The organism is Novosphingobium fuchskuhlense, assembly GCF_001519075.1.
GTDB classification, from domain to species: Bacteria; Pseudomonadota; Alphaproteobacteria; order Sphingomonadales; family Sphingomonadaceae; genus Novosphingobium; species Novosphingobium fuchskuhlense.
Map to the genome: position 1 here is coordinate 268,949 of NZ_KQ954245.1, position 25,277 is coordinate 294,225.

The following is a 25,277-nucleotide window of genomic DNA, read 5'->3' on the forward strand; positions in this document are numbered from 1 at the left end:
GGAGCGTCACCATGGCTGATACCGAACCCCTTCTGTTTCGCGTTTCCCTTGGCACCCTGCGCCCGATCAACGGCGCGGCGGCGGAAGCACTCAAAGCCGTGGCCGATGGCTCGATGGTCCGCATCGAGATCAAACGGACGCAGGGCAATGTGCGCCGGATGGCTTGGTATTGGGTCATGCTGAAGATCGCGATCGACAACCTTGCCGATGCTTTCGACGGCCCGGTCACGACCGCGATGCTGCACAAGTGGCTGAAGCGGGAGGCTGGCCTCGCGCGGCCCATCGTGTCGCGCAGGACCGGAGAAATCCTCGACTACGACTACGACAGCATCGCCTTCCACAACATGCCGGAAGGCGAGCGCGCGAAATTCGTCGACTTTGCCAGCGCCAAGCTTGCGGCGCGCCTTGGCTGTCATCCCAGTGAACTCACCAGCGAAGCGAAAGCCGCAGCATGACACACGCCGCCCCCTTGCCGCCGATCACTGCACCCGCCGACATCATGCTAGAGGCCCGCACGAATTGCGCCGCCCGGGCGACTTCGCGCGGTAAGCCAGAGCTTGCCGACGCATTCATGCGCTGCACACAGGACGCAGGCTGGGCGATCCGCCACGAGGTTGCCAAGCTCCTGGCGGAGCGGGCGTCGTGACATGCCCCGCAACGAAGGCATGCAGCCCGGTGCCACGAAGGGCAAGCGCGTCCGCGTGCGCCTCAGGAATGGCTACGACAGCGCGAACTACGACCCGCCGCACTGGCCGGCCGACACGCTGCGCTGGACCATCAGCACCCCGCCACACCCGAGCGACATCCTCGCTTGGAAGCTGGCCGATTGACACTTTCCACGAGGGGCCGGGCGGCCGACGCAAGACAGGTCGCCCGGTGATTTTCAAATGAACGCGATCGCGCTTCCCCTGACAGTCGCGGACATCGTCGCCGAGTATGAAGCGAAGGATCGCGCTTTGGCCGCCGAGATCAAGGCGCTCCACGATGCCTTCACGCGCCTCGATCTCGCGACGACAGTGCAGGGCACCTATGTCGAGCGGGTCGCGCAGAAGCCTTACCTGCATATCGACACGCTGCGGAAGAACCTGCTCAAGTCGGGCTGGCGCGCGGTCTATGAACGCCTGCAGATCGACAGCATTGCCAGCGCCAAGGATCGGAAGCTGTTCGATCAGGCGCTGGCCAATCCGCCGCCGCTGTCTGTCGAAACGGCCAAGGCCACCTTCGGCGATTACCTGATCCGCCCGCGCTTCCACATCTTGCGCGGTCTGGCCGAGGCGTTCTGCGCGCTCGATCCGGCCTACAAGTCGCACAGCCGGGTGCGCATCGGGGTGAAGGGTCTGCCCAAGCGCGTCGTGCTGAACAACTGGGGCGGCTTCTCCAGCACTTACGGGCGCGACCGGTTCCAGGACATGGCCAACGCGCTCGCCGCGTTCCGCCGCCAGCCGCGCGTCGAGTGGTGCGAGATGCTCGACATCGATGAGCAGCATAAGCTTGGCAGCGATGCCGTGATGAACGGCCGCACCATCAAGCGCTACAAGTCGGCAGGGCAAGAGGAAGAGTACCACGCGCCGGACCGCGGCCTCACCATCCGCAAGTTCGGCAATGGCAACGCCCACGTCTATTTCGATCACGACGCCCTGCACGCCGTCAACCGCGCGCTCGCCGAGTTCTACGGCGAAGTTCTGCCCGATGCTGAACCCGAAGGCGTAAAGCCCAGCGCGAGCACAGCGGTATCGAAGGATTTGCAGTTTTACTGGTCGCCGCCCAACGTGATCGAGCGCGCGCTGGCATTCGCCGGCGTGCCCGACTTGCGCGGATGGCGGCACAATCGGCCCGCGCCGATGAAGGTGCTTGAGCCGAGTTGCGGCGATGGCCGCATTCTCAATGTGCTGCGCGCCTATGGCCATGTTGGTTACGGGATCGAGTACCACCCGGGCCGCGCGGCCGAGGCGAAGGCCAAGGGGCATTCGGTCTTGTGCGCCAACTTCCTCGATTGCGAGCCGATGCCGTTCGAGACGGTGGTGATGAACCCGCCGTTCTATGGCAGGCACTACGTTCAGCACGTCCGCCATGCCCTGCGCTTCGTCCAGCCGGGCGGAGTGCTGGTGGCCATCCTTCCCGCCACCGCGCGCTACGACCACGGCGAATTGACCGGGGAATGGGAAGACCTGCCCGTCGCCAGCTTCGCCGATGCCGGCACCAACGTCCCCACCACCATGCTCAAGATCAGGAAACCCGCATGACCAGCTTCAGGGAAGCCGCGCGGGCCGCCCCGCCGCTCACCGTGCATGCCGTTACGCATGAGGGCGTCGATCTGACGCTGCAGTCGTTGCGGGCTTATTGGGGCAACCACCAGCACTTCGCCGTGGCATGGTCTGGCGGGAAGGACAGCACCGCGCTACTCACCCTGATCATCCACCTGATCGATGCCGACTATCTGCCGCAGCCCGAATGCCTGCATGTGTTCTACGCGGACACCCGGCAGGAACTTCCGCCGATCCAGCTCGCCGCCGAGCAGATCATGGCGCGCCTCAGCACCCGCAACTGGATCAAGTTCCATGTTGTGCGCGCCCCGCTCGACAAGCGCTTCATGGTCTACATTCTCGGGCGCGGCGTGCCACCGCCGAACAACAACACGCTGCGCTGGTGCACCCGGCAGATCAAGGTCGAGCCGATGGCGGCCGCACTGGCCGAGGCCATGGCCGAACTGCCCGGCACCGCCCTCATGCTCACTGGGGTGCGCCAGGGCGAAAGCGCGATCCGCGATGGCCGAATTGCCATGTCGTGCTCGAAGGACGGGGCCGAGTGCGGTCAGGGCTGGTATCAGCAGGTGCTGCCCGAGGCGAAGGGGATCAAGGGCCGCATCGCCACGCTCGCCCCGCTGCTGCACTGGCGCGTGTGCTGGATCTGGGATTGGCTGAAGGTCTTCGCGCCTATGCCCGAATTCGGGGGCTGGCCGACACAGATCCTTGCCGATGCCTACGGTGGCGACGATGCCGAGGAGATCAACGCCCGCACCGGCTGCATTGGCTGTCCGCTCGCGTCGAAGGATACCGCGCTCGAAACCGTGGTCGCCATGCCGCACTGGGCGCATCTGGCACCGCTCACCGAACTGAAGCCGCTCTATCGCTGGATGCGCAAGCCGCGCCAACGCCTCCGCAAGAGCGGAGTGGAACGGCTGAAGGACGGCTCAATTGCCAAGAACCCGCAGCGCATGGGGCCGCTCACCTTGGAGGCCCGTAGCGAGGCGCTGGAGCGCATTCTCGATATCCAGCGCCGCGCCCGCGTCGATCTCATCAACGCCGAGGAGGAGGCACGCATCCGCGAACTGATCGCCGCGCGCACGTTCCCTGACAAGTGGGATGGAGACGAGCCACGCGCCGATCTCTGGCTTGATGCTGTTTACGGCGACGGCACCAGCCAGCCGATCCTTTTCAGGGAGCTCGTAGGTTCATGACCGGCCTCATCATCGACAACTTTGCCGGCGGCGGTGGCGCCAGTACCGGGATCGAGCAGGCGCTCGGCCGCATGGTCGATATCGCGATCAATCACGATGAGCAGGCGCTGCGGATGCATGCAGCCAACCATCCCGGCACGCACCATCTGCAAAGCAATATCTGGCAGGTCGATCCGCTTGACCGGCACAGCGACGATGCCCGCGCCACACTGGACGACTACGGCCCTGAGAACCCGCCACCCGGAATTTGGGTTGGCGTCTCTGTCGAGGATCAGCAGCGTGCGGACGAGCGCGTGGCCGACTTCCGCAACACCCCGGCGGCGGTGCATTTCGTCAGCTACGAGCCTGCGCTTGGCCCGGTCGATTGGTCGGGCTGGGGGTTCGTCGACCAGATCATCGGCGGCGGCGAGAGTGGCCCGAAGGCGCGGCCTGCTCATCCGGACTGGTTCCGGAACACCCGTGACTGGTGCGCGGCATTCGGTGTCGAATACTTCCACAAGCAGAACGGCGAGTGGCAGCCCAGCGAATTATGCTCGATCAATTGCAAGGCCGAGACGATCATCTTCGACGCCTCGGCCAGTGTTTGGCGGCATTCACATGATGGCGGTTGGATCGGCGATCAGGCCATGTGCCGTGTCGGCAAGAAAGCAGCCGGCCGCCTGCTCGATGGCGTCGAACACAATGGTATGCCTGCATGAGCGCCGCACCAACCTATCTCGCCGCAGGTGCGGACATCAGCTCGTGCGAACGCTATCGCTATAGGCTCTGGCGAGAATGGCGCAACCATCCCGCACCTGCAATGTGGGACATGTGGACCGACGATCTTGGCCTGCCGGTCGTTGATGGCGCCGGTGAGCAGCTTGGTGAGCCGCTCGCTTGCGTGTTCGTCATGCTCAATCCGTCGACGGCCGACGGCCACACCGATGATCCAACGGTCCGGCGCTGCGTCGGTTTCGCCCAGCGCCTTGGGTTTGATCGGCTCGAGGTGGTCAACTTGTTCGCCTACCGCGCAACAGACCCGCACGAGCTACTCGCCCTTGGGCACCAGGACGATCCTGTAGGCGTTCGGAACCAGCGGGCGGTGGCAAAGGCGCTCGATAGTGCGGGCATGATCATTTGCGCTTGGGGAGCCCACGGCGGGCATCTGGGGCAGGATCAGACCATTCTGGGCTGGATCGACACCAGCAATCAACGCGGCGCGCCCGTGATGGCGCTCGGCCTGACCAAGAATGGTCACCCCCGGCACCCGCTATACCTGGCCGCAGACAGTCAGCCGATTGCGTTTGAGGGATTGCCGGCATGACCTGCGAGCGCGTCACTCCCCCCGGCGGCGGCACGGCGATCAAGCGCGCCCCCGAATACGTGGCCTCCGGCAAGGAAGTCCTGCGCGACGGCGAGCACTTCGCGGACATGCGGTCGCCCGGCGCAGCGGTTGCGGCCGCACTGCTGTTCAACAGCGGCGTCCTGATCTGCCAGAACGTTGACGAGGCTGAATTTGCGCTGGTGCGCGAGGAGTTGTGGGGATGAGCTACGCCGAGAACACCGCCGTCTCAGTCGAGCGGTCGATCTCCGAGATAGTCACGCTGGTGAAGCGCGCCGGCGCCAGCCAGATCGGCCAGATGGACGACGAGGCTTTCTACGCGATCCAGTTCACGCTCGCCGACAGGATGATCCGGTTCCGGCTGCCGTGGCCGAAGCTGGACACGATTCCGACGCACAATGGCAGGCATCAGGCGCTCACCCTGACGCAACGCCTGGACAAGCTCGATCAGGTCAAGCGGTCGAAGGCGCGCGCGCTGTTGCTGGTGATCAAGGCCAAGCTGGAAAGCGTCGAAAGTGGCATCGAGACGATGGAACAGGCGTTCCTTGCCAACGTCGTGCTGCACGGCGGGCAGACGGTCTATGACCGCATCGCTGAGCCGATTGCTCTCGAATACCAGACGGGCAGGCCGACCGTCGCTGGACTGCTGGCGGGGCCGGAATGAGCACTGCCCGCCAGCGCCAGACGCGCCCCAGCTACCCGCCGCCCACCAAGCTCAAGAAGCTGGTCGCTTCACTATGACTGCGCGCGTCCGCTTTCGTGAAGCTGACATCAAGCGCGCGGCTTCGGGCGTGGTCCGCGCTGGCATCCCGATCGCGCGGATTGAGATAGACCACACCGGTAAAATCGTGATCATCCCCGGCCAGCCAATCGCGGCTATGGAATCGGGCGAATGGGCAGACCTAGAGTGAACGTCACGCTACCCCGTTATGCGAGCGCCTATCGTGATCGCCACGGCAAGCAACGCATTCGCTTGCGCCGGACAGGCTGGCCCACGTTGCAGGTCCAACATGCACCAGGAACAGCCGAGTTCACCGAAACCTACCACCAGTGGCTTGATCATGGCCGCATTGAGGTCGGCGCCAGCAAGATCGTGCCGGGGAGCTTTGATGATCTGATCGCCCGGTTCTACCGCTCGAAGGAATGGGCGCAGATCAAGGAAACGACTCGCTACACCTATCGCGGCGAACTCGAGCGGTTTCGCGCCAAGTACGGTGAGCGCAGCGCCAACACTATGACTGCGCGTCATGTGGCGAACCTCATCAACAAGATGGCAGCAACCCCGAGCGCGGCGAACAATCTGCGCAAGCGGCTAGGCCAGTTGTTCCGATTCGCCATTGAGATGGGCTGGCGCACCGATAACCCGGCCAAGAGCGTTGCAGGGCTGCGCATCCGGTCAAAGGGCTTCGCTACATGGCAGGAGGAGCAGATTGCCCAATTCGAGGAGCATTGGGCCGTAGGGACGGTCCAGAGGCTCGCTTTCGACCTTGCGCTCTACACTGCCCAGCGCCGCAGTGATGTGCGCGTGATGGGGCCGCAGCATGTCGCGGGCGGATCGATCCGCGTGCGGCAGCTCAAGACGGATAAGGAACTGGTGATCCCGATGCACCCGCGCCTGATCGAAAGCATACTGGCGACCAAGACCGGTCACCTCGCATTCGTCACGAGTGCGAAGGGCGCGCCGTTCAGCACAAAGTCGTTCGGCATGTGGTTCGCCAAGCAGTGCAGGGCAGCCGGGCTGGTCGGCTATTCCATGCACGGTCTGCGAAAAGCAGCTTCTCGGCGAATGGCAGAAGCGGGCCTCACAAATCAGGAGATCAAGGCAATAACCGGCCACGTCACCGACAGCGAAGTTGCGCGCTACACGCGCGAGGCCGAGCAAGTTCTGATCGCCAAGCGCGCGATGAAAGTCATGAGTTTGGCTAACCTGTCAAATTCTGATTTGGCGCACCTTCCGCAAGGTACCGAAAATGCTTGATAATTTTGAGGTTGTGGCGCGCCCTGCAGGATTCGAACCTGCGGCCACCGGCTTAGAAGGCTGGTGCTCTATCCAGCTGAGCTAAGGGCGCGCAGCTGGCGTGCCTCATAAGGCCGCTTTGCGCCTCGTGCAAATCACGTTAGCAACACGCACCATGAACGCGCACCATATCCCCCGCATCGAAGGCAGCGCCGGCGCGCGCCGGCACTTCCGCTATTTCGACTATCTGATGGCGGCGTTCGTCGCCATCCTGCTGCTGTCGAACCTGATCGGGGCAGCCAAGCTCACGACGGTCGGGGGCTACACGTTCGGCGCAGGCATCCTGTTTTTCCCGGTTTCCTATGTGCTGGGCGATGTGCTGACCGAAGTCTACGGTTATGCCCATGCGCGGCGCTGCGTGTGGGTGGGCTTCTTTGCGCTGCTGTTCATGGCGTTCATGAGCTTCGTGGTGGTGGCGATGCCGCCCTCGGCGGGCTGGGGCTGCGCCTCGAGCGGGGACCCGCGCTTTGCCGAGATCGTGGCGAAAACTTCGGCCGGGGCGGTGTGCCAGACGACCTATGATTCGGTGTTCGGCAGCACCTGGCGCATCGTGATCGCCTCGGTCACGGCATTCTGGGCCGGGGAGTTCGTCAATTCCTTCGTGCTGGCGCGGATGAAGGTGTGGACTGGCGGCAAATACCTGTTCACCCGCACCTGGGGCTCGACCATCTTCGGGCAGGCGGTGGACAGCGCGCTGTTCTATCCGATCGCCTTCCTCGGCACCTGGGCAACCACGGATGTTATCCACGTGATGTGGACCAACTGGGCGCTCAAGGTGATCTGGGAGATCGTGCTGACGCCGGTGACTTACGCCGTGGTGGGCTTCCTGAAGCGGCAGGAAGGCGTCGACGTGTTCGACACTGACATCGACTTCTCGCCCTTCGCGAGCACTGAGGACGCCTGATGATCTACATTGTCCTCAATGGCGGGGCCATTCTGGCGGCGACGCTGGCGGGGCTGGTGCTGGGGACGATCTGGCAGATCGCGGCAGACCGCCGGCAAATCAGCGGGCGGGGCTGGATCGGCAGCCTTGCCTTCGCGTTCCTCGCCGAGGCTTGGCTCTGTGCCATTCTTGCCGGGGCTTTGATCCTTGCGCCACCCAAGGGCAGCGTGTGGACGATGACAATCGGCAGCGCCGTGGTGATCTGGCTCGGCTTCGTACTGCCGAGCCTTGCCGCCTCGTACCGCATGCGCGCGCTGGCGTGGCGGGCGGTAACGGTCGATTGCGGCTATTGGCTGCTGGTGATGCTAACGCAGGCGGTGGTGCTGCGTCTTATCGGGCTGGTGCCGCCGCCGGTGTGAGGCGACCATGGCCCTCCCCGATTGAGCGGGAAGGGCCCGGTGCGGGAGAGGCGAGTGCCGCTCAATCGGCGATCAGGCCGATGGCGAGGTAGATCAGGATCAGCGAGCCGAAGCCGACCAGTGTGCCGATGACCCAGGCGACGCGCACCAGCGTCACATCGAGGCCGAAATAGTCGGCGATCCCGGCGCTGACGCCCATGATCTTGCCGCGCTGCTTGTTGAGACGGAAACCGCGCGTGGCGGGCGAGTGGACCCCGTGGTCCTCGAAGCGCAGGTCGCTCATGCGGCGTACTCCGTGACGGTGGCGGTGTGGAGCGGGCTTTGCGCCGGGGCGTTCACGGTACCGCCGACCAGGGCGAGGGTGAGAGCGAAGGCAGCGGCCGCGCTGAAGATGGGAGCGGTGAAGGAGCGGATGGTGGTCATGTCTGAAGTCCTTTCCTGAGTTCGAAGTTGGCGCCGTCCAGTCCGTCCGGCGTATGCCAAGGTCTCTGCATGGGTCGTGCCAAATGCGAGAAATGGCGGAAATCTGGGGTTTCATTCAGGCCACCTAGCCAGTTATGCTTATCGAAATGCGAACGTTTGGGAAATTTCACCGACTTTCGGTATCGGGTAATTCCGAAATCTTGCCGCTTGCCTTTTGCGGCCCTCTCGCCTAGGGGCACTTCATCCCGACATTGTGAAGGCAAAGTCTGGGCTGGCGCCAAGCGGGGCCGGCACCAAACCCCTGTCTTCGCTGTGCCGGCCCGTTGGAGCATGCATGAACGATATCGCACGGATTACCGAGATTGCCGAAGAAGAGGCTGCCAGCCTCGGCTTCGATCTCGTGCGTGTGCGCTATTTCAAGGGCGGCGAGATCGGGGATGAGGAGCACACGCTCCAGATCATGGCCGAGCGGCCCGAGACCGGCCAGCTGGTGATCGAGGACTGCGCTGCGCTGTCGCACCGCATTTCCGATCGCATCGATGCGTTGGAAGAAGCGGGCGATGTGCTGATCGCGGAGGCCTACCGGCTCGAGGTCAGCTCGCCGGGGATCGACCGTCCGCTAACCCGCGCGAAGGACTTTGCCGCCTGGACCGGCCACGAGGCGCGGATCGAACTTGCTGAACTGCTTGATAATCGGAAGCGCTTCCGTGGCGATCTCGCCGGGTTCGACGCCGAGAGAGAGATGATTTCGATCAACGACGATGGCGTGGTATATACCGTACCATTCAGCCTCGTTGCCAATGCCAAGCTGATCCTGACGGATAAGCTGATCGCCGCTTCCCGACCGCTGGATACCAGCGGCGTGGATGATATTGTTGAGGAACAGGAAGACTAAGCCATGGCCAGTGCGATTTCCGCCAACCGTGCCGAGCTGCTCGCGATCGCGAACTCTGTCGCGACCGAGAAGATGATCGACAAGTCCATCGTCATCGAGGCGATGGAAGAAGCGATCCAGAAGTCCGCGCGCAACCGCTATGGCGCCGAGAACGACATTCGGGCCAAGCTCGATCCGCGCACCGGCGACCTGCGTCTGTGGCGCGTCGTCGAAGTGGTCGAAGAGGTCGAGGACTACTTCAAGCAGGTCGATCTCAAGCAGGCCGAGAAGCTCCAGCCCGGCGCGAAGGTCGGCGACTTCCTCGTCGATCCGCTGCCGCCGGTTGACCTCGGGCGCATCGACGCGCAGTCGGCCAAGCAGGTGATCTTCCAGAAGGTCCGCGATGCCGAGCGTGACCGCCAGTACGAAGAGTTCAAGGACCGCGCCGGCGAAGTGATCACCGGCGTGATCAAGTCGGTCGAGTTCGGCCACGTGATCGTCAACCTCGGCCGCGCCGAGGGCGTGATCCGCCGCGACCAGCAGATCCCCCGCGAAGTGCCGCGCGTGGGCGAGCGTGTGCGGGCCTGGATCATGAAGGTCGAGCGCCAGAACCGTGGGCCCCAGATTTTCCTCAGCCGTGCGCACCCCGAGTTCATGAAGAAGCTATTCGCGCAGGAAGTGCCCGAAATCTACGATGGCATCATCGAGATCAAGGCCGCCGCGCGCGATCCGGGCAGTCGCGCCAAGATCGGCGTGATCAGCCGCGATTCGAGCATCGACCCGGTCGGCGCCTGCGTCGGCATGAAGGGCAGCCGCGTGCAGGCCGTCGTGCAGGAACTGCAGGGCGAGAAGATCGACATCATCCCCTGGAGCGAGGACACCGCGACCTTCGTGGTCAACGCGCTCCAGCCCGCGACCGTGAGCCGCGTGGTGATCGACGAGGAAGAAAGCCGTATCGAGGTCGTCGTGCCCGATGACCAGCTGTCGCTCGCCATCGGTCGCCGCGGCCAGAACGTGCGTCTGGCGTCCTCGCTGACGGGCTCTGCCATCGACATCATGACCGAGGCGGAAGCCTCGGAGAAGCGCCAGAAGGAATTCGCCGAGCGCTCGAAGATGTTCGAGGAAGAACTCGACGTCGACGAGACGCTCTCGCAGCTGCTGGTGGCCGAAGGCTTCAGCGAGCTGGAGGAGGTCGCCTACATCGATATCGCCGAACTCGCGGCGATCGAAGGGTTCGACGAGGAGCTGGGCCAGGAACTGCAGAGCCGCGCGCTCGAGGCGCTGGAGCGCCGCGAGGAAGCGCAGCGTGAAGAGCGCCGCGGCCTTGGCGTCGAGGATGCGCTGGCCGAGCTGCCCCATCTGACCGAAGCGATGCTGGTCACGCTGGGCAAGGCGGGCATCAAGACGCTCGACGATCTGGCCGATCTCGCCACCGACGAACTCATCGCCAAGAAGCGCGGCGGCGAACAGCGCCGTCGCAACAACAATACCGAGAACCGCCGCGACCGCGAACGCAGCGAGCGCACCGAGGACAAGGGCGGCGTGCTGGGCGAATACGGCCTCTCGGAAGAGCAGGGCAACGAGATCATCATGGCCGCGCGTGCGCACTGGTTCGAAGACGAACCGGCAGTTGAGGAGGCCGCCCATGCGGAATCCTCACAATGATACGCTAAGCTCCGACAGGATTGGCAGCAAGCCGGCCGGGACCTCCGTAAAGGAGGCCCAGCCGGAGCGCAAATGCGTGCTGACCGGGCGCCACGATGCGCGCGGTGAGCTTGTGCGGCTGGCGATTTCGCCCACCGGCGATGTGCTGCCCGACGCCCTGGCGCGTGCGCCGGGCCGCGGTGCATGGATCGGCGTTGCCGAAGCCGAGCTGGCGGCAGCCGTCGCCAATGGCAAGCTGCGCGGCGCGCTGGCGCGCGCGTTCAAGGGCGCGCCGCTGACCATCCCGGCCGATCTCCCGGAGCGGACCCGCGCGGCGCTGACCCGCGCGCTGACCGACCGACTCGGGATCGAACTGCGCGCGGGCAACATGCTGCTCGGCACCGAAAAGATCGCGCAGGGCGCGCGCGCCGGCGCGGTGGTGTGGCTGGCCCATGCCAGCGATGCCGGAACCGACGGTCCGAACAAGCTGGCCCAGGCCTGGCGCGTGGGCGAGGAAGCTGAAGGAACCGGGCTCAAGGGCATTATCTTGCCGCTGGACCGCGCGGCGCTGTCTGTGGCATTGGGCCGCGACAACGTGGTTCACCTGGCGCTGACCGATGCCGCCGCGGCCGAACGGGTCGCGGTGCCGCTGCGGCGCCTGCTGCATTTTCTAGGGTTTGAACCAGACACGGCGCACGCGGCTTCGGCTGCGGGCGAAGATATTGATACGAAGGGTATGTGATTTCGATGAGCGATGACAAGAAGCCGACGCTGGGCCGCAGGCCGCTTGGCCTGAAGACTTCGGTCGAGGCGGGCGAGGTCAAGCAGACCTTCAGCCATGGGCGGACCAACAAGGTTGTCGTCGAGGTCAAGCGGCGCAAGCTGATGCCGCGCACCCCGGGTGAAGCCGCGCCGACGCCTGTCGAGACCCCGGCTGTCGTGGCTGCACCGGCGCCTGCGCCCGAGCCGGTTCGGGCACCCGCGCCGCCTCCGCCGCCGCCCGCCGCCTCGCGCGAAACGCGTCAGGAAATGCAGACCCGCCTGCTGCGCGAGGCAGAGGAAGCCCGCCTTCAGGCGCTGGAAGCGGCCAATCGCCGCGAGCAGGAAGAGCGCCTGCGCGCCGCCGAGGAAGCGCGCCGCGCCGCTGAAGCGCGCAAGGCCGGCGAGGTCGAGGCTGCCGCCCCTGCCGAAGCGCCTGCCGCTGCCCCGGTCGAGGCTCCTGTTGCCGAGGCTCCGGCTCCGGCTCCCGCTTCGGCCCCGGTCGAAGCGCCGGTTGCTGCTCCTGCCGAGGCTGCCGCTCCGGCCGAAGCACCGGCTGCCGCCGAACAGGTGCAGCCCGCCCCGCGCCGTTTCACGCCTGTCGTCGCGCCCAAGCGGCCCGAACCGCCGGCAAAGAAGCCTGCCCATGCCCCGCGTGACAAGGGCGCGGGCGATCGCCGCCAGGCGGGCAAGCTCACCGTCACCCGCGCACTCAACGAGGACGAGGGCGCCCGCGCCCGCAGCCTCGCCGCGCTGAAGCGCGCCCGCGAGAAGGAGCGCCGTGCGCACTTCGCCGGGCAGTCGCAGCCGCGCGAAAAGCAGGTCCGTGATGTCGTGGTGCCCGAGGCGATCACGGTGCAGGAACTGGGCAACCGCATGGCCGAAAAGGCCGCGGACCTTGTCAAGGCGCTGTTCAAGATGGGCATGATGGTCACCATCAACCAGACCATCGACCAGGACACCGCCGAGCTGCTCGTCACGGAATTCGGCCACAATATCAAGCGCGTGTCTGATTCCGATGTCGATATCGACACGGCGGCCGACGTCGATACCGACGAGACGCTGCAGCCGCGCCCGCCGGTCGTCACGATCATGGGCCACGTCGACCACGGCAAGACCAGCCTGCTCGACGCGCTGCGCGGCACCGACGTGGTGCGCGGCGAGGCCGGCGGCATCACGCAGCACATCGGCGCCTATCAGATCAAGACCAAGAGCGGTGACCACATCACCTTCCTCGATACACCGGGCCACGAAGCCTTCACCGAAATGCGCCAGCGCGGTGCCAACGTGACGGACATCGTCATTCTGGTGGTTGCGGCGGACGACGGGCTGATGCCGCAGACGATCGAGGCGATCAACCACACCAAGGCCGCCGGCGTGCCGATGATCGTGGCGATCACCAAGGCCGACAAGCACGAGGCGAACCCGCAGAAGATCCGCGAACGTCTGCTCGAGCACGAGATCGTGGTCGAGGAAATGTCGGGCGACGTGCAGGATGTCGAGGTTTCGGCGAAGACCGGGCAGGGCATGGACGAGCTGATCGAGAAGATCCTGCTCCAGGCTGAACTGCTCGAACTGCGCGCCAATCCGGACCGCGCGGCGGAAGCCACCGTGATCGAGGCCAAGCTCGACAAGGGCAAGGGCCCGCTGGCGACCGTGCTGGTCAATCGCGGCACGCTCAAGGTGGGCGACATCCTCGTGGTCGGTACCCAGTCGGGCCGCGTCCGCGCGATGCACGATGACAAGGGGCGCCAGATCAAGGAAGCCCCGCCGTCGCTTCCGGTCGAGGTGCTCGGCCTTGGCGGCGTGCCGATGGCAGGCGATACGCTGACCGTGGTGGAAAACGAGGCCCGCGCCCGCGAGGTCGCCGCCTATCGCCAGGAACGCGCGACCGCGAAGCGCACCGCGCAGGCCCCGACGAGCCTCGAGAACATGTTCTCCGCGCTCGCCGCCAAGCAGGCTGTCATCGAATATCCGGTGGTGGTGAAGGCCGACGTGCAAGGGTCGACCGAAGCGATCGTCAATGCGCTCAACCGCATTTCGACCGACGAAATCAAGGTGCGCATCCTGGCTTCCGGCGTGGGTGCGATCACCGAAAGCGACGTCAACCTCGCGCAGGCGAGCGGCGCGCCGATCATCGGCTTCAACGTCCGCCCCAACGCCAAGGCGCGCGAACTGGTCGAACGCTTCAAGGTGCGCATGAAGTACTTTGACGTGATCTATCAGCTGACGGACGACATCCGCCTCGAAATGGCCGGCCAGCTCGGGCCGGAGCGGATCGAGACCGTGGTCGGCCGTGCCGAGGTCAAGGAAGTGTTCCCGGCGGGCAAGCGCGACAAGGCGGCCGGTCTGCTCGTGGTCGAGGGCTTCATCCGCAAGGGCATCAACGCCCGCCTCACGCGCCAGGATGTCATCATCTCGCAGACCGTTATCCACTCGCTGCGCCGCTTCAAGGACGACGTGCCGGAAGTGCGCGCGGGCCTCGAGTGCGGTGTGGTGCTGGCCGATACGAACGACGTGAAGCCGGGCGACCAGCTTGAAGTCTTCGAGGTCGAGGAGCGCGTGCGTACGCTGTGATGCGCGCGCTTCCGCCCCGGCTGGGTGAGGGGAGGTCCTGATGCCCCGCTACGTCGCTCTCCTCGGCTCCATCAATGTCGGTGGCAATCGCCTCTCGATGACGGAGCTGCGCGAGGCGTTCGAGCGTGAAGGGCTGGAACAGGTCGAGACCGTCATCGCGAGCGGCAACGTGCTGTTCGAGCATGAGGAGCGCCCGGGCGAGGGCCTTGCCGAAATGCTCGAATGGATCGTCAAGGACCGGTTCGGCTTCCGCTCGATGGTGGCGGTGCTGAACGCGGCAGAGCTGCGCAGCGCGATCGAGGACAATCCCTTCACGGGGGACGGCGCGGATGCCAACGTCCACACCATGTTTCTTGATGGCGAGGCCGATCCGGCGCAGTTTCGCGTGCTGGTTGAGGATCAGGCGGCGCGCGGCCCCGAAAGGCTCGCGCTGGGGCCCCGCGCGCTCTATATCGATTTCGTCGAAGGGGTCTCGGCCAGTCGGATGACGGGCGCGTTTCTGGAACGGCGGCTCGGCCGGCGCGGCACGGCCCGCAACGTACGCTCGCTTGCCCGCATTCTGGCGAAGCTGGGCTGAAGGATAGACATACTATGGCAAAGCCGCCCGCATCCCCCGAAACCCGTTCGGTCCGCCTGCTCAAGGTAGGCGAACAGGTGCGCCATATCCTCTCGGAGCTGCTGATGCGGCAGGAAGTGCACGACGATGTGCTCACCGCGCATTCGGTTTCGGTGACCGAAGTGCGCATGTCGCCCGACCTTCGCCACGCGACTGCCTATATCAAGCCGCTGCTCGGCGCGAACGAGGAGGCGGTGCTGAAAGCGCTGCGCACCAACACGGCGTTCTTCCAGAAGGAAGTCGCCCAGCGCCTGCGCCTCAAATATGCGGCCAAGATGCGTTTTCAGGCCGACGAGAGCTTCGACGTGGCGAGCCATATCGACAAGCTGCTGGCCGATCCGCGCGTGGCGCGTGATATCACCGAGGCCGGCGACGAAGCCTAGCTCGGCACCATCCGCGCCCGGATGGTGACATTGACCATCGCGCCGATGATCCACGGAAAGGCGGTCATCCCGAACTGGCGGCGGTCGATCACGCCGGTGCCGACGATCGAGATGGGCTGCGTGCCGCCGGTCGAGAAGGGCGGGACCGAAAAGGTGACTGCGAGCCGGATCGGCCGGGTCACCCCGCGCGCGGTGATCTGGCCTTCGACTTCGGCGGTCCTGTCGCCGGTCATCTTGAGCCGCTTGCCGACAAAGCGCACCGTCGGGTGGTGGGCCACGTCGAAGAAACTTCTGCCTTTCAGCGTGTTGGTCTGGGCATCCCCGGTCGTCAGCGTGCGGGCGTCGATATCGACAACCATGTCGAGCGCTTCGAGATTGGCGAACGAGAGGTTGAAGGTGCCCGACATGTCCGGGAACTTGGCGGTCTTGCTTGCAATCCCGAAGAAGGGGACCTTGGCATCCACATGGCTCGCGCTCTTGTCGATCACATAGCGCAAGTCGCCCGCCGCGCCCAGTGCGGGCTGGAGCATGGTGAAGAGCGCCGCTAGCAGCACGAGGAAGCGAAGCGGAAATCGCGGCATGACGGTCCTTCGTGAGGCGGCGGCAACGGCTGGTACCGGGCTTTGCTTATAACGGGCGACGATGACACTTCATTCCCGGCGGTGGCCGGAAGTGATATTTTAGGAGCGCGTGGCATTTCTAAAGCCCCGTCCAACTTACGGACGCTTGGCTTTCGCGCGTCAATGCCTATGTGATGCGCGCCATGGCAATCCTCCCTTTCCGCCACCCCGTCATGCCGGGCACCACGCCGTGAGTATTCCGCCGCTCTACGTCGCGCTGGAGGAAGGCGATCTTAGGATCGAGCCGCTGCACGAGGGGCACCGCGAAGCCTTGCGGGCTGCCTGCGCCCAGGACAGCGAGATCTGGGACATCTACCCGTTCTGCTATCTGGGCGAGCATTTCGACCCGCAGTTCGACAGCCTGCTGGCGGGCGGGCCGGGGCGGCTGGTCTATGCCGTGTTCAAGGAGGGCGTCGTGGTCGGCATGACGGCATGGATCACTTTCGGCGATCCGGGCTGGTCGGTGGAGATCGGCAACAGCTTCATCGTGCCGGCGCTGCGCGGCACCGGCTTCAATGGCAGGCTCAAGCGACTGATGATCGATCACGCCTTTGCCTGCGGACTGGAGCGCGTGGTGTTCAAGGTCGATGTCATCAACACCCGCAGCCGCGCCGCGGTGCGCAAGCTGGGCGCGGTGGAGGAAGGCGTGATGCGGCGCGAGCGAAGGACCTGGACCGGCCGGGTGCGCGATACCGTGATCTACGGCTTGCTGCGCGCGGATTGGCAGGCCGCCCGCGCATGACCAATCCCTTTTATCTGGCCGCCACGGTGATCGTGCCGATGGTGTTCGCCATCGTGCTGCACGAGATCGCGCATGGCTGGGCGGCGCGGCTGCTCGGCGATCCGACGGCCTATGAGCGCGGGCGGCTGAGCCTCAATCCCTTGAAGCACGTCGATCCGATGGGGACGCTGATCCTGCCGGGGATGCTCAAGCTGCTCGGGCTGCCGGTGTTCGGCTGGGCCAAGCCGGTGCCGGTCAATTACATGCGGCTGCGCAGCCCCAAGCGCGACATGGCACTGGTGGCGGCGGCGGGGCCGCTGACGAACTTCGCGCTGGCGGCCATGTCGGCGGTGGCCTTCGGGTTGCTGCTGCGCGGGATCGGCCCGCAGGAGACGCCGGGGCCGGGCGTGCTGTTCCTGGCGGACAACCTCAAGAACTTCATCGCGCTCAACGTGTTTCTCGGCACGTTCAACCTGCTGCCGCTGCCGCCGTTCGATGGCTCGCGCATCGTGCGGGGCCTCGCGCCCGATGCCGGCGTGCGGCTGCTCGACCGGATCGAGCCGGTGGGCATTCCGCTATTCATGGCGGTGTTCATCGTGCTGCCGTGGCTGTTTCCGGGTCTCCATATCGTCGACCGGCTGGTCGGCCCGCCGATGGAATGGATGCTCAGTCAGTTCGAGCATATCGTGGCACTGGTGGCCGGGCCGGAGCTCGATTGAGCGCGCCGGGCATGGTCAATGGCTGGATCATTCTCGACAAGCCGCATGGTCTCGGCTCCACCCAGGCCGTGGGCGCGGTGAAGCGCAACTTGCGGGAAGCGGGCTACGGCAAGGTCAAGGTCGGGCACGGCGGCACACTGGATCCGCTGGCGACGGGAATACTTCCCATTGCCATCGGCGAGGCTACCAAGCTCGCCGGGCGTATGCTCGATGCGAGCAAGGCCTATGCCTTCACGGTGCGCTTCGGGGAGGAAACCGACACGCTCGACCTTGAAGGCAAGGTGATCGCGGCAAGCGATGTGCGGCCGGCGCCGGCAGCTATCGCGGCGATGCTGCCGCGCTTCACCGGGCCGATCGAGCAGGTGCCGCCGGTCTTCTCAGCGATCAAGGTGGATGGCGAGCGGGCCTATGAGCTTGCCCGGGCGGGCGAAGCGGTGGAACTGAAGAGCCGCGCGGTGACGATCCATTCGCTGGAGATCACCGCCGAGGGGGAGGGCGAGGTCACGCTCGTCGCCCACGTCTCCAAGGGCACCTATATCCGCAGCCTCGCGCGCGATATCGCACACGCGCTCGGCGCGGTCGGTCATGTCACCATGCTGCGCCGCCTCAAGGCCGGGCCGTTCGGCCTCGCCCAAGCGATTTCGCTGGACAAATTGAACGAGGTGGGTAAGGGCGCACCCCTTGAACACGTACTCTTGCCGCTGGAGGCAGGGCTGGTCGACATCCCGGCTCTTGACCTTTCGCCCGAGCAGGCAAGAGCGGTCCACCAGGGCCGCGTTCTTGACGGGCTGCCCCATGACGACGGGCTTTACTGGGTGCGCAGCGGCGGAAAGCCGGTGGCGCTGGTTCAGCTATCAGGCTCCAGCCTGACTGTCGCGCGGGGGTTCAACCTTCCCGATGTCGCGGAGTAAGTACAATGTCGGTTACCGCTGAAAAGAAGCAGGAAATCATCGCGGACAACGCGCGGGCCAAGAACGATACCGGTTCGCCCGAAGTGCAGGTCGCGATCCTCACCAGCCGCATCCTGACCCTGACGGAGCACTTCAAGGCGCACCACAAGGACAACCATTCGCGCCGCGGGCTGCTGATGATGGTCAACAAGCGGCGCTCGCTGCTGGACTATCTCAAGAAGAAGGATGTGGCGCGCTACAATGCCCTCATCCAGAAGCTCGGTCTGCGCAAGTAACCAAGCGGAAAGCGGCCCCCACGCGGGCCGCTTTTTGCATGTGGCGCCCGTTTCGCAATTCGGCGGACGGACGCATCCCATGGGGCCAGACAAGCGCCCCGCACCGGACCGGGACGGCACACCCGGCAGCAAACCCCGCGCGCAATAGGGCGGCGGGCTGAAGGAAAACACATGTTCGACGTCAAAACCGTATCGCTGGAGTGGGGCGGGAAGACCCTCACTCTGGAAACCGGCCGCATTGCCCGTCAGGCTGACGGCGCGGTCCTCGCCACATATGGCGAAACAGTCGTGCTTTGCGCGGTGACTGCCGCCAAGAAGGTCAAGGAAGGCCAGGACTTCTTCCCGCTGACCGTGCACTATCAGGAAAAGTTCTCGGCCGCGGGGCGCATCCCGGGCGGCTTCTTCAAGCGTGAGCGCGGCGCGACGGAAAAGGAAACGCTGGTTTCCCGCCTGATCGACCGTCCGGTCCGTCCGCTGTTCCCCGAAGGTTTCTACAACGAGATCAACGTCATCGCCCAGGTGCTGAGCTATGATGGCGAGACCGAGCCCGATATCGTGGCGATGATCGCCGCCTCGGCTGCGCTCACCATCTCGGGCGTGCCCTTCATGGGTCCGATCGGCGCGGCGCGCGTCGGCTTCAAGGACGGCGAGTACCAGCTCAACCCGTCGATGTCGCAGGTTGCCGAAGGCCGTCTCGATCTCGTCGTCGCCGCCACCGATGCGGCCGTGATGATGGTCGAATCCGAAGCCAAGGAACTGACCGAAGACGAAATGCTCGGTGCGGTCATGTTTGCGCATGACGAGATCCGCAAGGTCGTCGGCGCGATCATCGATCTGGCCGAGAAGGCCGCCAAGGATCCCTGGGAAATCGACCTCACCGACAACACGGCGGAGATCAAGGCCAAGCTCAAGGCGCTTGTCGGCGCCGATGTGGCCGCAGCCTACAAGCTCACCGACAAGTCGGCGCGTTCGAACGCGCTGAACGAAGCGCGGGCCAAGGCCAAGGAAGCCTTCGCCGAGGAAGGTCCGCAGACCCAGATGGTCGCGATGAAGACCATGAAGAAGGTCGAGGCCGACATCGTGCGCGGCGCCATCCTTAAGGACGGCACGCGCATCGACGGGCGCACCACCACGCAGGTCCGCCCGATCGAATCGATCGTCGGTTTCCTGCCGCGCACGCATGGTTCCTCGCTCTTCACGCGCGGTGAAACCCAGGCGATCTGCACCACCACGCTGGGGACCAAGGACGCCGAGCAGATGATCGACGGTCTTGATGGCCTGTCGTATCAGCGCTTCATGCTGCACTACAACTTCCCGCCGTACTCGGTTGGCGAAGTTGGGCGTTTCGGTGCCCCGGGCCGCCGCGAAGTGGGCCACGGCAAGCTCGCCTGGCGCGCGCTGCACCCGGTGCTGCCTTCGAAGGAAGACTTCCCCTACACGATCCGCGTTCTCTCGGACATCACCGAGTCGAACGGTTCCTCGTCTATGGCGACCGTCTGCGGCGGCTGCCTTTCGATGATGGACGCCGGCGTTCCGATCGAACGTCCGGTTTCGGGCATCGCGATGGGTCTGATCCTGGAAGGCGACGAGTTCGCCGTCCTTTCGGACATCCTGGGCGACGAGGACCACCTCGGCGACATGGACTTCAAGGTGGCCGGCACCAGCGCGGGCATCACCACGATGCAGATGGACATCAAGATCGCGGGCATCACGCGCGAGATCATGGCCAAGGCGCTGCATCAGGCGAGCGAAGGCCGTGCGCACATCCTGAACGAGATGACCAAGGCGCTGGGTTCGGCCCGCACCGAGCTTTCGGCCCACGCGCCGCGCATCGAGACGATCCAGATCGACAAGTCGAAGATCCGCGAAGTGATCGGCACCGGCGGCAAGGTGATCCGCGAGATCGTCGCTGAAACCGGCGCCAAGGTGGATATCGACGATGAAGGTCTGATCAAGATCAGCTCGTCCGACATCAACCAGATCGAGGCCGCGAAGAAGTGGATCCTCGGCATCGTGGAAGAAGCCGAAGTCGGCAAGATCTACGATGGCAAGGTCGTGAACATTGTCGATTTCGGCGCGTTCGTGAACTTCATGGGCGGCAAGGACGGTCTCGTCCACGTGTCCGAGATGCGCAACGAGCGGGTCGAGAAGCCCACCGATGTCGTCAAGGAAGGCCAGGCCGTGAAGGTCAAGGTCCTCGAGATCGATCCGCGCGGCAAGGTTCGCCTGTCGATGCGTGTCGTCGATCAGGAGACCGGTGCCGAGCTCGAAGACACCCGTCCGCCCCGCGAGCCGCGTGAACCGCGCGGTGACCGTGGTGATCGCGGTGATCGCGGCGGCGACCGTCGTGGCCCTGGTGGACGCGGTGGTGATCGCGGCCCGCGCCGTGATGGCGGTGGCGGCCGTGACCGCGGTCCGCGTGGCGGCGGTGAAGGCGGCGGCGATCACATGCCGGCGTTCCTCAAGTCGGACGACTGATCGTCCGGCTGTGAGGCCGATTGAAAGAGGGGCTCGCGGAAAACCGCGGGCCCTTTTTTCTTGCCTTGGCGCGAGGGGCGGGGAACCATGCGTCCGGCAGCACAAGCGGAAGGGACGACGGGCGATGCGGCTGAGGCTCACCAGGGGCGTGATCATGGCGGGGCTGCTGGCCTCTTCGGGGGTGGCCCTGGCTTGTGCCGATACGGGGTGTGAGCCGGCATGGTCGCTGTTTGGCGGTGCACTGGCCTGCCACAACCGTGTGGTCATCGCGCCGGGCAACGACAGCCGGCTCAACCTGCTGGCGCTGCTGCGCGATTCGGCCGGGCTGGGGCTGACAGGCGGTGTGGCGACGGGCGGCGACTATCCCAAGCACGCGTATGACGAGGAGGATTTCGGCCATGTGTTCCTCGACTGGGGCCTGGCGACGCGGGGCTGGGTGCCCGAGGCCGATCCGCTGGCCGATGCGCCCCCGGGCCCCTGCGAACGGTTCAAGGCGGCGAGCCCGGCCTTCACCGCCGCGATGGCCGCAAACCGCGCGCTGGGCGAGGCGGAGCGCGGCGCGCTGACCACGGCACGCGAGAAACTCGTGGCCCGCTGCAGCGACAGCGCGCTGCCCACGGTGCTCCCGCAAGTGCGTGTCGGCAGCGCGCCAGCCAAGGCCTTCCTTGGCTATCTCGCCGCCTCCGATGCCTTCTATGGCGCGCGCTATGACGAAGCCGCCACTGGCTACCGCGCACTGGCCGGGGCGTCCGACCCCTGGGTTGCCGAGACCGCGACCTACATGGTCGCGCGGGCCGAACTGGGGGCAGCGCTGGCGAAGAGCATCAACGAATATGGCTTCTTCGACGGGCTCAAGACGGTCGACAAGGCGGCGGCCCTGCGCGGCAAGGCGGCATTGGCCGACTATCTCAAGGCCTGGCCGAAGGGCCGCTACACCGATTCCGCCAGGGGGCTGGAGCGACGCGCGCTGTGGCTGGCGGGCGATTTTCCCGCGCTCGGCCAGCGCTATGAAAGCCTGCTGGCGAGCGCCCCGAAAGACGGCGCGCCGATCGTCGACCTCATCAACGAAGCGGACGGCAAGTACCTTTCCACCAGCGACAACCCCGACCCGCGCGGTGGCGGCCTGCTGCTGCTGGCGGCGGCGGATCTTAAGGCAATGCGCGTTGCCGATCCCGACGACCGCTATGACACGGGCGGCGCGGAAACGCCGCTCGATGTGGCGGCACTGGGCAGCCAGCAGGCCGCCTTCATGCGAGCGCCCGCGCTTTACGCGTTCCTGCAGGCCAACCACGCGTTCTACGTCGCCAAGGACTATGCGCGTGTGCTGCAGCTGATCCCGGACGATGCCAAGCGCACCGCCTACACCCCGCTCGCGTTCAGCCGGCAGGTGCTGCGCGGGCAGGCGCTGGCGGCAAAGGGCGATCCCAACGAGGCGGGTTTCTGGCTGGAACTGATGGGCGGCGCCAAGGCGCTGTGGCAGCGCCCCACGGTCGAGCTGGGCCTCGCGATGAACTGGGAGCGCCACGGCAAGCTGGCGCAGGTCTTTGCGGCGGATTCGCCGATCACCGACAGCGATGTGCGCGAGATCCTGCTCGCCCATTCCGCCGGACCCGCGCTGCTGCGCAGCGCCGCGCTCGATGGCGCGCGGCCCCGTCACGAGCGCGATGCCGCGCTGTTCACGCTGCTCTACAAGCAGCTCAGCCGGGGTGACTATGCCGGGTTCGCCGCCAATCTCCCACTGGTGCGCGCGGACGCCCAGCCCGAGGGGATCTGGAACATCGGCGCAGGCGCGCCGGTGGCGATCGGTCTGTTCTCCAAGGGGCGCACGGCGGGGGGTGGCTTCGCGTGCCCGACCATCGACGCCACAGCCCGCGCGCTTGCCGCCAATCCGCGCGATGTCCACGCCAGGCTGTGCCTCGGCGAGTTCTGGCGGCTCAACGGATTTGACGGCTTTACCGCGCTCGACACGGCGCCGCCGCGCGGGCGGCTGGGCGGGGCGGCCAATGACTATCGCGGCGCGCCGCTCGCACGCGGCGCGATCTACGCCTCGGTCATCGGCGATCCGCGCAGCACGCCGGACGAGCGCGCCTATGCGCTGTTCCGCGCGGTGAGCTGTTATGCGCCCTCTGGCTACAACGGCTGCGGCGGTGTCGACGCGCCAGTGGCGCAGCGCAAGGCCTGGTTCGACCGGCTGCGGCGCGAGTTTCCTAAGAGCGCGTGGACGCAGAAGCTCAAGTACTACTGGTGAAGGCGGGGACGGGGGCGGCATTGCTGGCCGCGCTGGCGCTGGCGGCAGCGGGGTGCCGGCAGGCGCCGCAGCCGCAGCCGCAGCCGGTCGATCCGGCGCGGCATGACCGCTTCTTCCTCTGGGCCGGGGTGCCGCCGCCACCCGCCGTCGCCCGCGCCCGCGAACTCTACATTCTCGGCGGCGAAGTGCGGCGCGGCGGACCGGTGCGGATGACCCCCATGCGCGCAGGGCCGCCGCGGGTGCAGACGGCGGCCGTATGGCTGACGGTGCGCACCGAACGGCTCGACTGGGATGGGCGCACCTGGGACGCGGTGCGCGCCATGCTGGCCCGCTGGCGCGCGGCGGCTGGCAGGCTGGAAGGGCTGCAGATCGACTTTGATGCAGCGACGCCCGGACTGGATCGCTACCGCGCGTTCCTCGAGAGCGTGCGGCGGGAACTGCCGCCCGGCACGCGGCTGTCGATCACCGGGCTCATGGACTGGAGCGCGAACGGCGATCCGGCCGAACTGGCGCGGCTGGCGGGGCTGGTCGACGAAGTGGTGATCCAGACCTATCAGGGCCGCCACACGATCCCCGGCTATGCCGACTGGTTCCGGCATATCGACACCCTGCCGCTGATCCACAAGATCGCGCTGGTCGAAGGTGGCGAGTGGGCGCCGCCGCCTGCGCTTGCGCGTGACCGGCGATTTGCCGGCTATGTCGTGTTCCTGCTGAAACCTTCCAGGCAGCCTGCTACGCAGCCTGTTGCTGGGGCCCGGGGTCCTCGCCAGCCTTGAGGATGCGGTTGCGGCCCGATTGCTTGGCCGCATAGAGCGCCTCGTCCGCCGCCTTGAGCGCCGCGCTCTTTTCCGGATAGGCGAAGACATCCGCGATGCCGCCCGAGAAGGTGATCTTGCCGAAGGGCATGTCATTGGCCCGGTTGACGAGCCGGCGCTCGGCGATCTCCTCGCGCGCGGCATCGAGCTTTTTCCAGGCCTTATCAACCGTGTGGTTGCGCCAGATGACGGCAAATTCCTCGCCGCCATGGCGCGCCACAAAGCAGCGCGCATCGGCGATGCGGCTCAGCGTCTCGCCGACGAACTTGAGCACGCGGTCGCCCGCCGGATGGCCGTGGGTGTCATTGACGCGCTTGAAGTGATCGATATCGACGAAGGCCACGCAGAGCGCTTCGCCGTTTTCCTGCGCCTCGCGCATCTCGCGCTCGAGCATGTGATCGAACGCGCGGCGGTTCGGCAGACCGGTGAGATGGTCCATATCCGCGAGGCGCCGGGTCTCCTCCAGCGAAGTCTGCAGCGCCTGTGCGCGGCGCTCGCTGCAGGCCAGCTCGGTCTCGATCGCGATGCTGCGCTCCATCATCGCGCGGGTGAGCGCGGCGAGTTCGGTGATCACCACGCCCGCACGGCCGACGCCTTCCAGTTCGTCGACATGCTGTCGCAGCGCGCTGCTGTATTCGCTCGTCGCGGTGCGCGCGCCGGTGGTGGTCCTGCTGAATTCGTCGAGGCTGTCCTCGAGGCGGCTCATCAGCACGGCAAGCGCCTCGCCGTTCTTCTCGTGCGTGCTTTCGGCGCGCTGCTCCTCGATCCAGCCGAGCGTGATCGGCAGACCCTTCTCGGTGCGTTCGAGGATCAGCTGGGCCAGCCGCGGCGCGCCGCCGGTGACGCATTCGTAAGCGACCGTCAGCGTGACGGGGAGGATCTCGAGATCATGGTCGATCAGGAAATCGGCGATCTTGCCGATCATGCGCCGCTTGGCAGGAAGCCATACCTCGCGCGCGGTGAGTTCGCGCGTGTTGCCATGTGCCGGGGTATCCGTACCCGGTTCGGCGGCATCGTCTTCGGCGCTGCCGCTGAACCACTGCCACCAACGCGCCTTGCGCGCGTTTTCATCTGTTGTCTGTCCGCTCATGTCATCAAGAACGGCGAAGGCCACGCG

At 65.8% G+C, this 25,277-nt stretch carries 30 protein-coding genes and 1 tRNA gene; 26 read left to right on the forward strand and 5 right to left on the reverse strand.

Going from position 1 to position 25,277, the window contains the following annotated elements:
- Positions 1 to 11: 11 nt before the first annotated feature.
- The 11 genes from AQZ52_RS11100 (at position 12) to AQZ52_RS11145 (ending at position 6,756) form a co-directional block, all read left to right on the forward strand.
- A complete protein-coding gene (locus tag AQZ52_RS11100; RefSeq protein WP_067910501.1) occupies positions 12 to 455 on the forward strand; it encodes a hypothetical protein in 444 nt (147 codons plus the stop codon).
- A complete protein-coding gene (locus AQZ52_RS11105; RefSeq protein WP_067910505.1) occupies positions 452 to 646 on the forward strand; it encodes a hypothetical protein in 195 nt (64 codons plus the stop codon). The genes AQZ52_RS11100 and AQZ52_RS11105 overlap by 4 nt, the downstream gene beginning before the upstream one ends.
- A 1-nt stretch (position 647) precedes the next feature.
- Positions 648 to 830: a hypothetical protein gene (locus tag AQZ52_RS11110; protein ID WP_067910508.1), complete on the forward strand. Its 183-nt coding sequence runs from the start codon at positions 648 to 650 to the stop codon at positions 828 to 830.
- A 57-nt stretch (positions 831 to 887) separates the two neighbouring features.
- Positions 888 to 2,243, forward strand: coding sequence for a DUF4942 domain-containing protein (locus AQZ52_RS11115; RefSeq protein WP_067910511.1), 1,356 nt, complete (start codon positions 888 to 890; stop codon positions 2,241 to 2,243).
- A complete protein-coding gene (locus AQZ52_RS11120) occupies positions 2,240 to 3,457 on the forward strand; it encodes a phosphoadenosine phosphosulfate reductase domain-containing protein (protein ID WP_082697801.1) in 1,218 nt (405 codons plus the stop codon). The genes AQZ52_RS11115 and AQZ52_RS11120 overlap by 4 nt, the downstream gene beginning before the upstream one ends.
- Positions 3,454 to 4,155 carry a DUF5131 family protein gene (locus AQZ52_RS11125; RefSeq protein WP_067910515.1) on the forward strand — a complete coding sequence of 234 codons (702 nt, stop codon included), beginning with the start codon at positions 3,454 to 3,456 and terminating at the stop codon, positions 4,153 to 4,155. The genes AQZ52_RS11120 and AQZ52_RS11125 overlap by 4 nt, the downstream gene beginning before the upstream one ends.
- Complete coding sequence (locus AQZ52_RS11130) at positions 4,152 to 4,760, forward strand: DUF1643 domain-containing protein (RefSeq protein WP_067910518.1); 609 nt, start codon at positions 4,152 to 4,154, stop codon at positions 4,758 to 4,760. The genes AQZ52_RS11125 and AQZ52_RS11130 overlap by 4 nt, the downstream gene beginning before the upstream one ends.
- On the forward strand, positions 4,757 to 4,984 hold the full coding sequence (locus AQZ52_RS11135) for a hypothetical protein (RefSeq protein ID WP_067910521.1): 228 nt from the start codon (positions 4,757 to 4,759) through the stop codon (positions 4,982 to 4,984). Before AQZ52_RS11130 ends, AQZ52_RS11135 begins: the two co-directional genes overlap by 4 nt.
- On the forward strand, positions 4,981 to 5,442 hold the full coding sequence (locus AQZ52_RS11140; protein ID WP_067910524.1) for a hypothetical protein: 462 nt from the start codon (positions 4,981 to 4,983) through the stop codon (positions 5,440 to 5,442). The genes AQZ52_RS11135 and AQZ52_RS11140 overlap by 4 nt, the downstream gene beginning before the upstream one ends.
- Before the next feature lie 73 nt (positions 5,443 to 5,515).
- Positions 5,516 to 5,689 (forward strand): hypothetical protein, encoded by a 174-nt coding sequence (locus AQZ52_RS18545; RefSeq protein WP_156424911.1) that lies wholly within the window; start codon positions 5,516 to 5,518, stop codon positions 5,687 to 5,689.
- Entirely contained in the window at positions 5,686 to 6,756 is a 1,071-nt protein-coding gene (locus tag AQZ52_RS11145; RefSeq protein WP_169793741.1) for a tyrosine-type recombinase/integrase, read from the forward strand. Before AQZ52_RS18545 ends, AQZ52_RS11145 begins: the two co-directional genes overlap by 4 nt.
- A gap of 14 nt (positions 6,757 to 6,770) precedes the next feature.
- On the opposite strand, the gene AQZ52_RS11150 is transcribed toward AQZ52_RS11145, so the two are convergent.
- A tRNA-Arg gene (locus tag AQZ52_RS11150) sits at positions 6,771 to 6,847 on the reverse strand.
- 63 nt (positions 6,848 to 6,910) lie between these two features.
- Here AQZ52_RS11150 and AQZ52_RS11155 point away from each other — a divergent pair.
- Both AQZ52_RS11155 and AQZ52_RS11160 read left to right on the forward strand, forming a co-directional pair.
- Complete coding sequence (locus tag AQZ52_RS11155) at positions 6,911 to 7,699, forward strand: queuosine precursor transporter (protein ID WP_067910530.1); 789 nt, start codon at positions 6,911 to 6,913, stop codon at positions 7,697 to 7,699.
- Positions 7,699 to 8,097: a DUF1761 domain-containing protein gene (locus AQZ52_RS11160; RefSeq protein ID WP_067910533.1), complete on the forward strand. Its 399-nt coding sequence runs from the start codon at positions 7,699 to 7,701 to the stop codon at positions 8,095 to 8,097. Before AQZ52_RS11155 ends, AQZ52_RS11160 begins: the two co-directional genes overlap by 1 nt.
- A 61-nt stretch (positions 8,098 to 8,158) precedes the next feature.
- On the opposite strand, the gene AQZ52_RS11165 is transcribed toward AQZ52_RS11160, so the two are convergent.
- On the reverse strand, positions 8,159 to 8,380 hold the full coding sequence (locus AQZ52_RS11165) for a PspC domain-containing protein (protein WP_067910536.1): 222 nt from the start codon (positions 8,378 to 8,380) through the stop codon (positions 8,159 to 8,161).
- A complete protein-coding gene (locus tag AQZ52_RS18550; protein ID WP_156424912.1) occupies positions 8,377 to 8,520 on the reverse strand; it encodes a hypothetical protein in 144 nt (47 codons plus the stop codon). The genes AQZ52_RS11165 and AQZ52_RS18550 overlap by 4 nt, the downstream gene beginning before the upstream one ends.
- 334 nt (positions 8,521 to 8,854) lie before the next feature.
- Here AQZ52_RS18550 and rimP point away from each other — a divergent pair, with 334 nt between their 5' ends.
- Genes rimP through rbfA form a run of 6 tightly spaced genes read left to right on the forward strand, consistent with a single transcriptional unit; the run spans position 8,855 to position 15,373 of the window.
- Positions 8,855 to 9,415 carry a ribosome maturation protein RimP gene (gene rimP, locus AQZ52_RS11170; RefSeq protein WP_067910539.1) on the forward strand — a complete coding sequence of 187 codons (561 nt, stop codon included), beginning with the start codon at positions 8,855 to 8,857 and terminating at the stop codon, positions 9,413 to 9,415.
- Between the two features lie 3 nt (positions 9,416 to 9,418).
- Entirely contained in the window at positions 9,419 to 11,059 is a 1,641-nt protein-coding gene (nusA, locus tag AQZ52_RS11175; protein ID WP_067910542.1) for a transcription termination factor NusA, read from the forward strand.
- Positions 11,040 to 11,780: a DUF448 domain-containing protein gene (locus AQZ52_RS11180; protein ID WP_067910545.1), complete on the forward strand. Its 741-nt coding sequence runs from the start codon at positions 11,040 to 11,042 to the stop codon at positions 11,778 to 11,780. The genes nusA and AQZ52_RS11180 overlap by 20 nt, the downstream gene beginning before the upstream one ends.
- A gap of 5 nt (positions 11,781 to 11,785) precedes the next feature.
- Entirely contained in the window at positions 11,786 to 14,374 is a 2,589-nt protein-coding gene (gene infB, locus AQZ52_RS11185; RefSeq protein WP_205626470.1) for a translation initiation factor IF-2, read from the forward strand.
- 40 nt (positions 14,375 to 14,414) lie between these two features.
- Positions 14,415 to 14,951, forward strand: coding sequence for a DUF1697 domain-containing protein (locus AQZ52_RS11190; RefSeq protein ID WP_067910552.1), 537 nt, complete (start codon positions 14,415 to 14,417; stop codon positions 14,949 to 14,951).
- Positions 14,952 to 14,965: 14 nt separating this feature from the next.
- Positions 14,966 to 15,373, forward strand: a complete 408-nt coding sequence (gene rbfA, locus AQZ52_RS11195; protein ID WP_067910556.1) for a 30S ribosome-binding factor RbfA — start codon at positions 14,966 to 14,968, stop codon at positions 15,371 to 15,373.
- On the opposite strand, the gene AQZ52_RS11200 is transcribed toward rbfA, so the two are convergent.
- Positions 15,370 to 15,954, reverse strand: coding sequence for a YceI family protein (locus AQZ52_RS11200; protein ID WP_067910559.1), 585 nt, complete (start codon positions 15,952 to 15,954; stop codon positions 15,370 to 15,372). The two genes, rbfA and AQZ52_RS11200, sit on opposite strands and share 4 nt — an antisense overlap.
- A 229-nt stretch (positions 15,955 to 16,183) precedes the next feature.
- Between AQZ52_RS11200 and AQZ52_RS11205 the strand changes: the two genes are divergently transcribed.
- The 7 genes from AQZ52_RS11205 (at position 16,184) to AQZ52_RS11235 (ending at position 24,121) form a co-directional block, all read left to right on the forward strand.
- Positions 16,184 to 16,735, forward strand: coding sequence for a GNAT family N-acetyltransferase (locus tag AQZ52_RS11205; RefSeq protein WP_067910562.1), 552 nt, complete (start codon positions 16,184 to 16,186; stop codon positions 16,733 to 16,735).
- On the forward strand, positions 16,732 to 17,433 hold the full coding sequence (locus tag AQZ52_RS11210) for a site-2 protease family protein (protein ID WP_067910565.1): 702 nt from the start codon (positions 16,732 to 16,734) through the stop codon (positions 17,431 to 17,433). The genes AQZ52_RS11205 and AQZ52_RS11210 overlap by 4 nt, the downstream gene beginning before the upstream one ends.
- An 11-nt stretch (positions 17,434 to 17,444) precedes the next feature.
- On the forward strand, positions 17,445 to 18,344 hold the full coding sequence (gene truB, locus AQZ52_RS11215; RefSeq protein WP_067910568.1) for a tRNA pseudouridine(55) synthase TruB: 900 nt from the start codon (positions 17,445 to 17,447) through the stop codon (positions 18,342 to 18,344).
- A 5-nt stretch (positions 18,345 to 18,349) separates the two neighbouring features.
- Positions 18,350 to 18,619, forward strand: coding sequence for a 30S ribosomal protein S15 (gene rpsO / locus AQZ52_RS11220; RefSeq protein ID WP_067910572.1), 270 nt, complete (start codon positions 18,350 to 18,352; stop codon positions 18,617 to 18,619).
- Between the two features lie 171 nt (positions 18,620 to 18,790).
- Entirely contained in the window at positions 18,791 to 21,097 is a 2,307-nt protein-coding gene (gene pnp, locus AQZ52_RS11225) for a polyribonucleotide nucleotidyltransferase (RefSeq protein ID WP_067910575.1), read from the forward strand.
- Between the two features lie 124 nt (positions 21,098 to 21,221).
- Positions 21,222 to 23,345 carry a PA5441 family protein gene (locus AQZ52_RS11230; RefSeq protein ID WP_067910578.1) on the forward strand — a complete coding sequence of 708 codons (2,124 nt, stop codon included), beginning with the start codon at positions 21,222 to 21,224 and terminating at the stop codon, positions 23,343 to 23,345.
- Positions 23,315 to 24,121 (forward strand): DUF3142 domain-containing protein, encoded by an 807-nt coding sequence (locus AQZ52_RS11235; protein ID WP_240481596.1) that lies wholly within the window; start codon positions 23,315 to 23,317, stop codon positions 24,119 to 24,121. The genes AQZ52_RS11230 and AQZ52_RS11235 overlap by 31 nt, the downstream gene beginning before the upstream one ends.
- Here AQZ52_RS11235 and AQZ52_RS11240 read toward each other — a convergent pair.
- The gene (locus AQZ52_RS11240) at positions 24,078 to 25,274 is read right to left on the reverse strand and encodes a GGDEF domain-containing protein (RefSeq protein ID WP_240481598.1); all 1,197 of its coding nucleotides are present in this window, start codon (positions 25,272 to 25,274) and stop codon (positions 24,078 to 24,080) included. The genes AQZ52_RS11235 and AQZ52_RS11240 overlap by 44 nt on opposite strands.
- Positions 25,275 to 25,277: the final 3 nt, after the last annotated feature.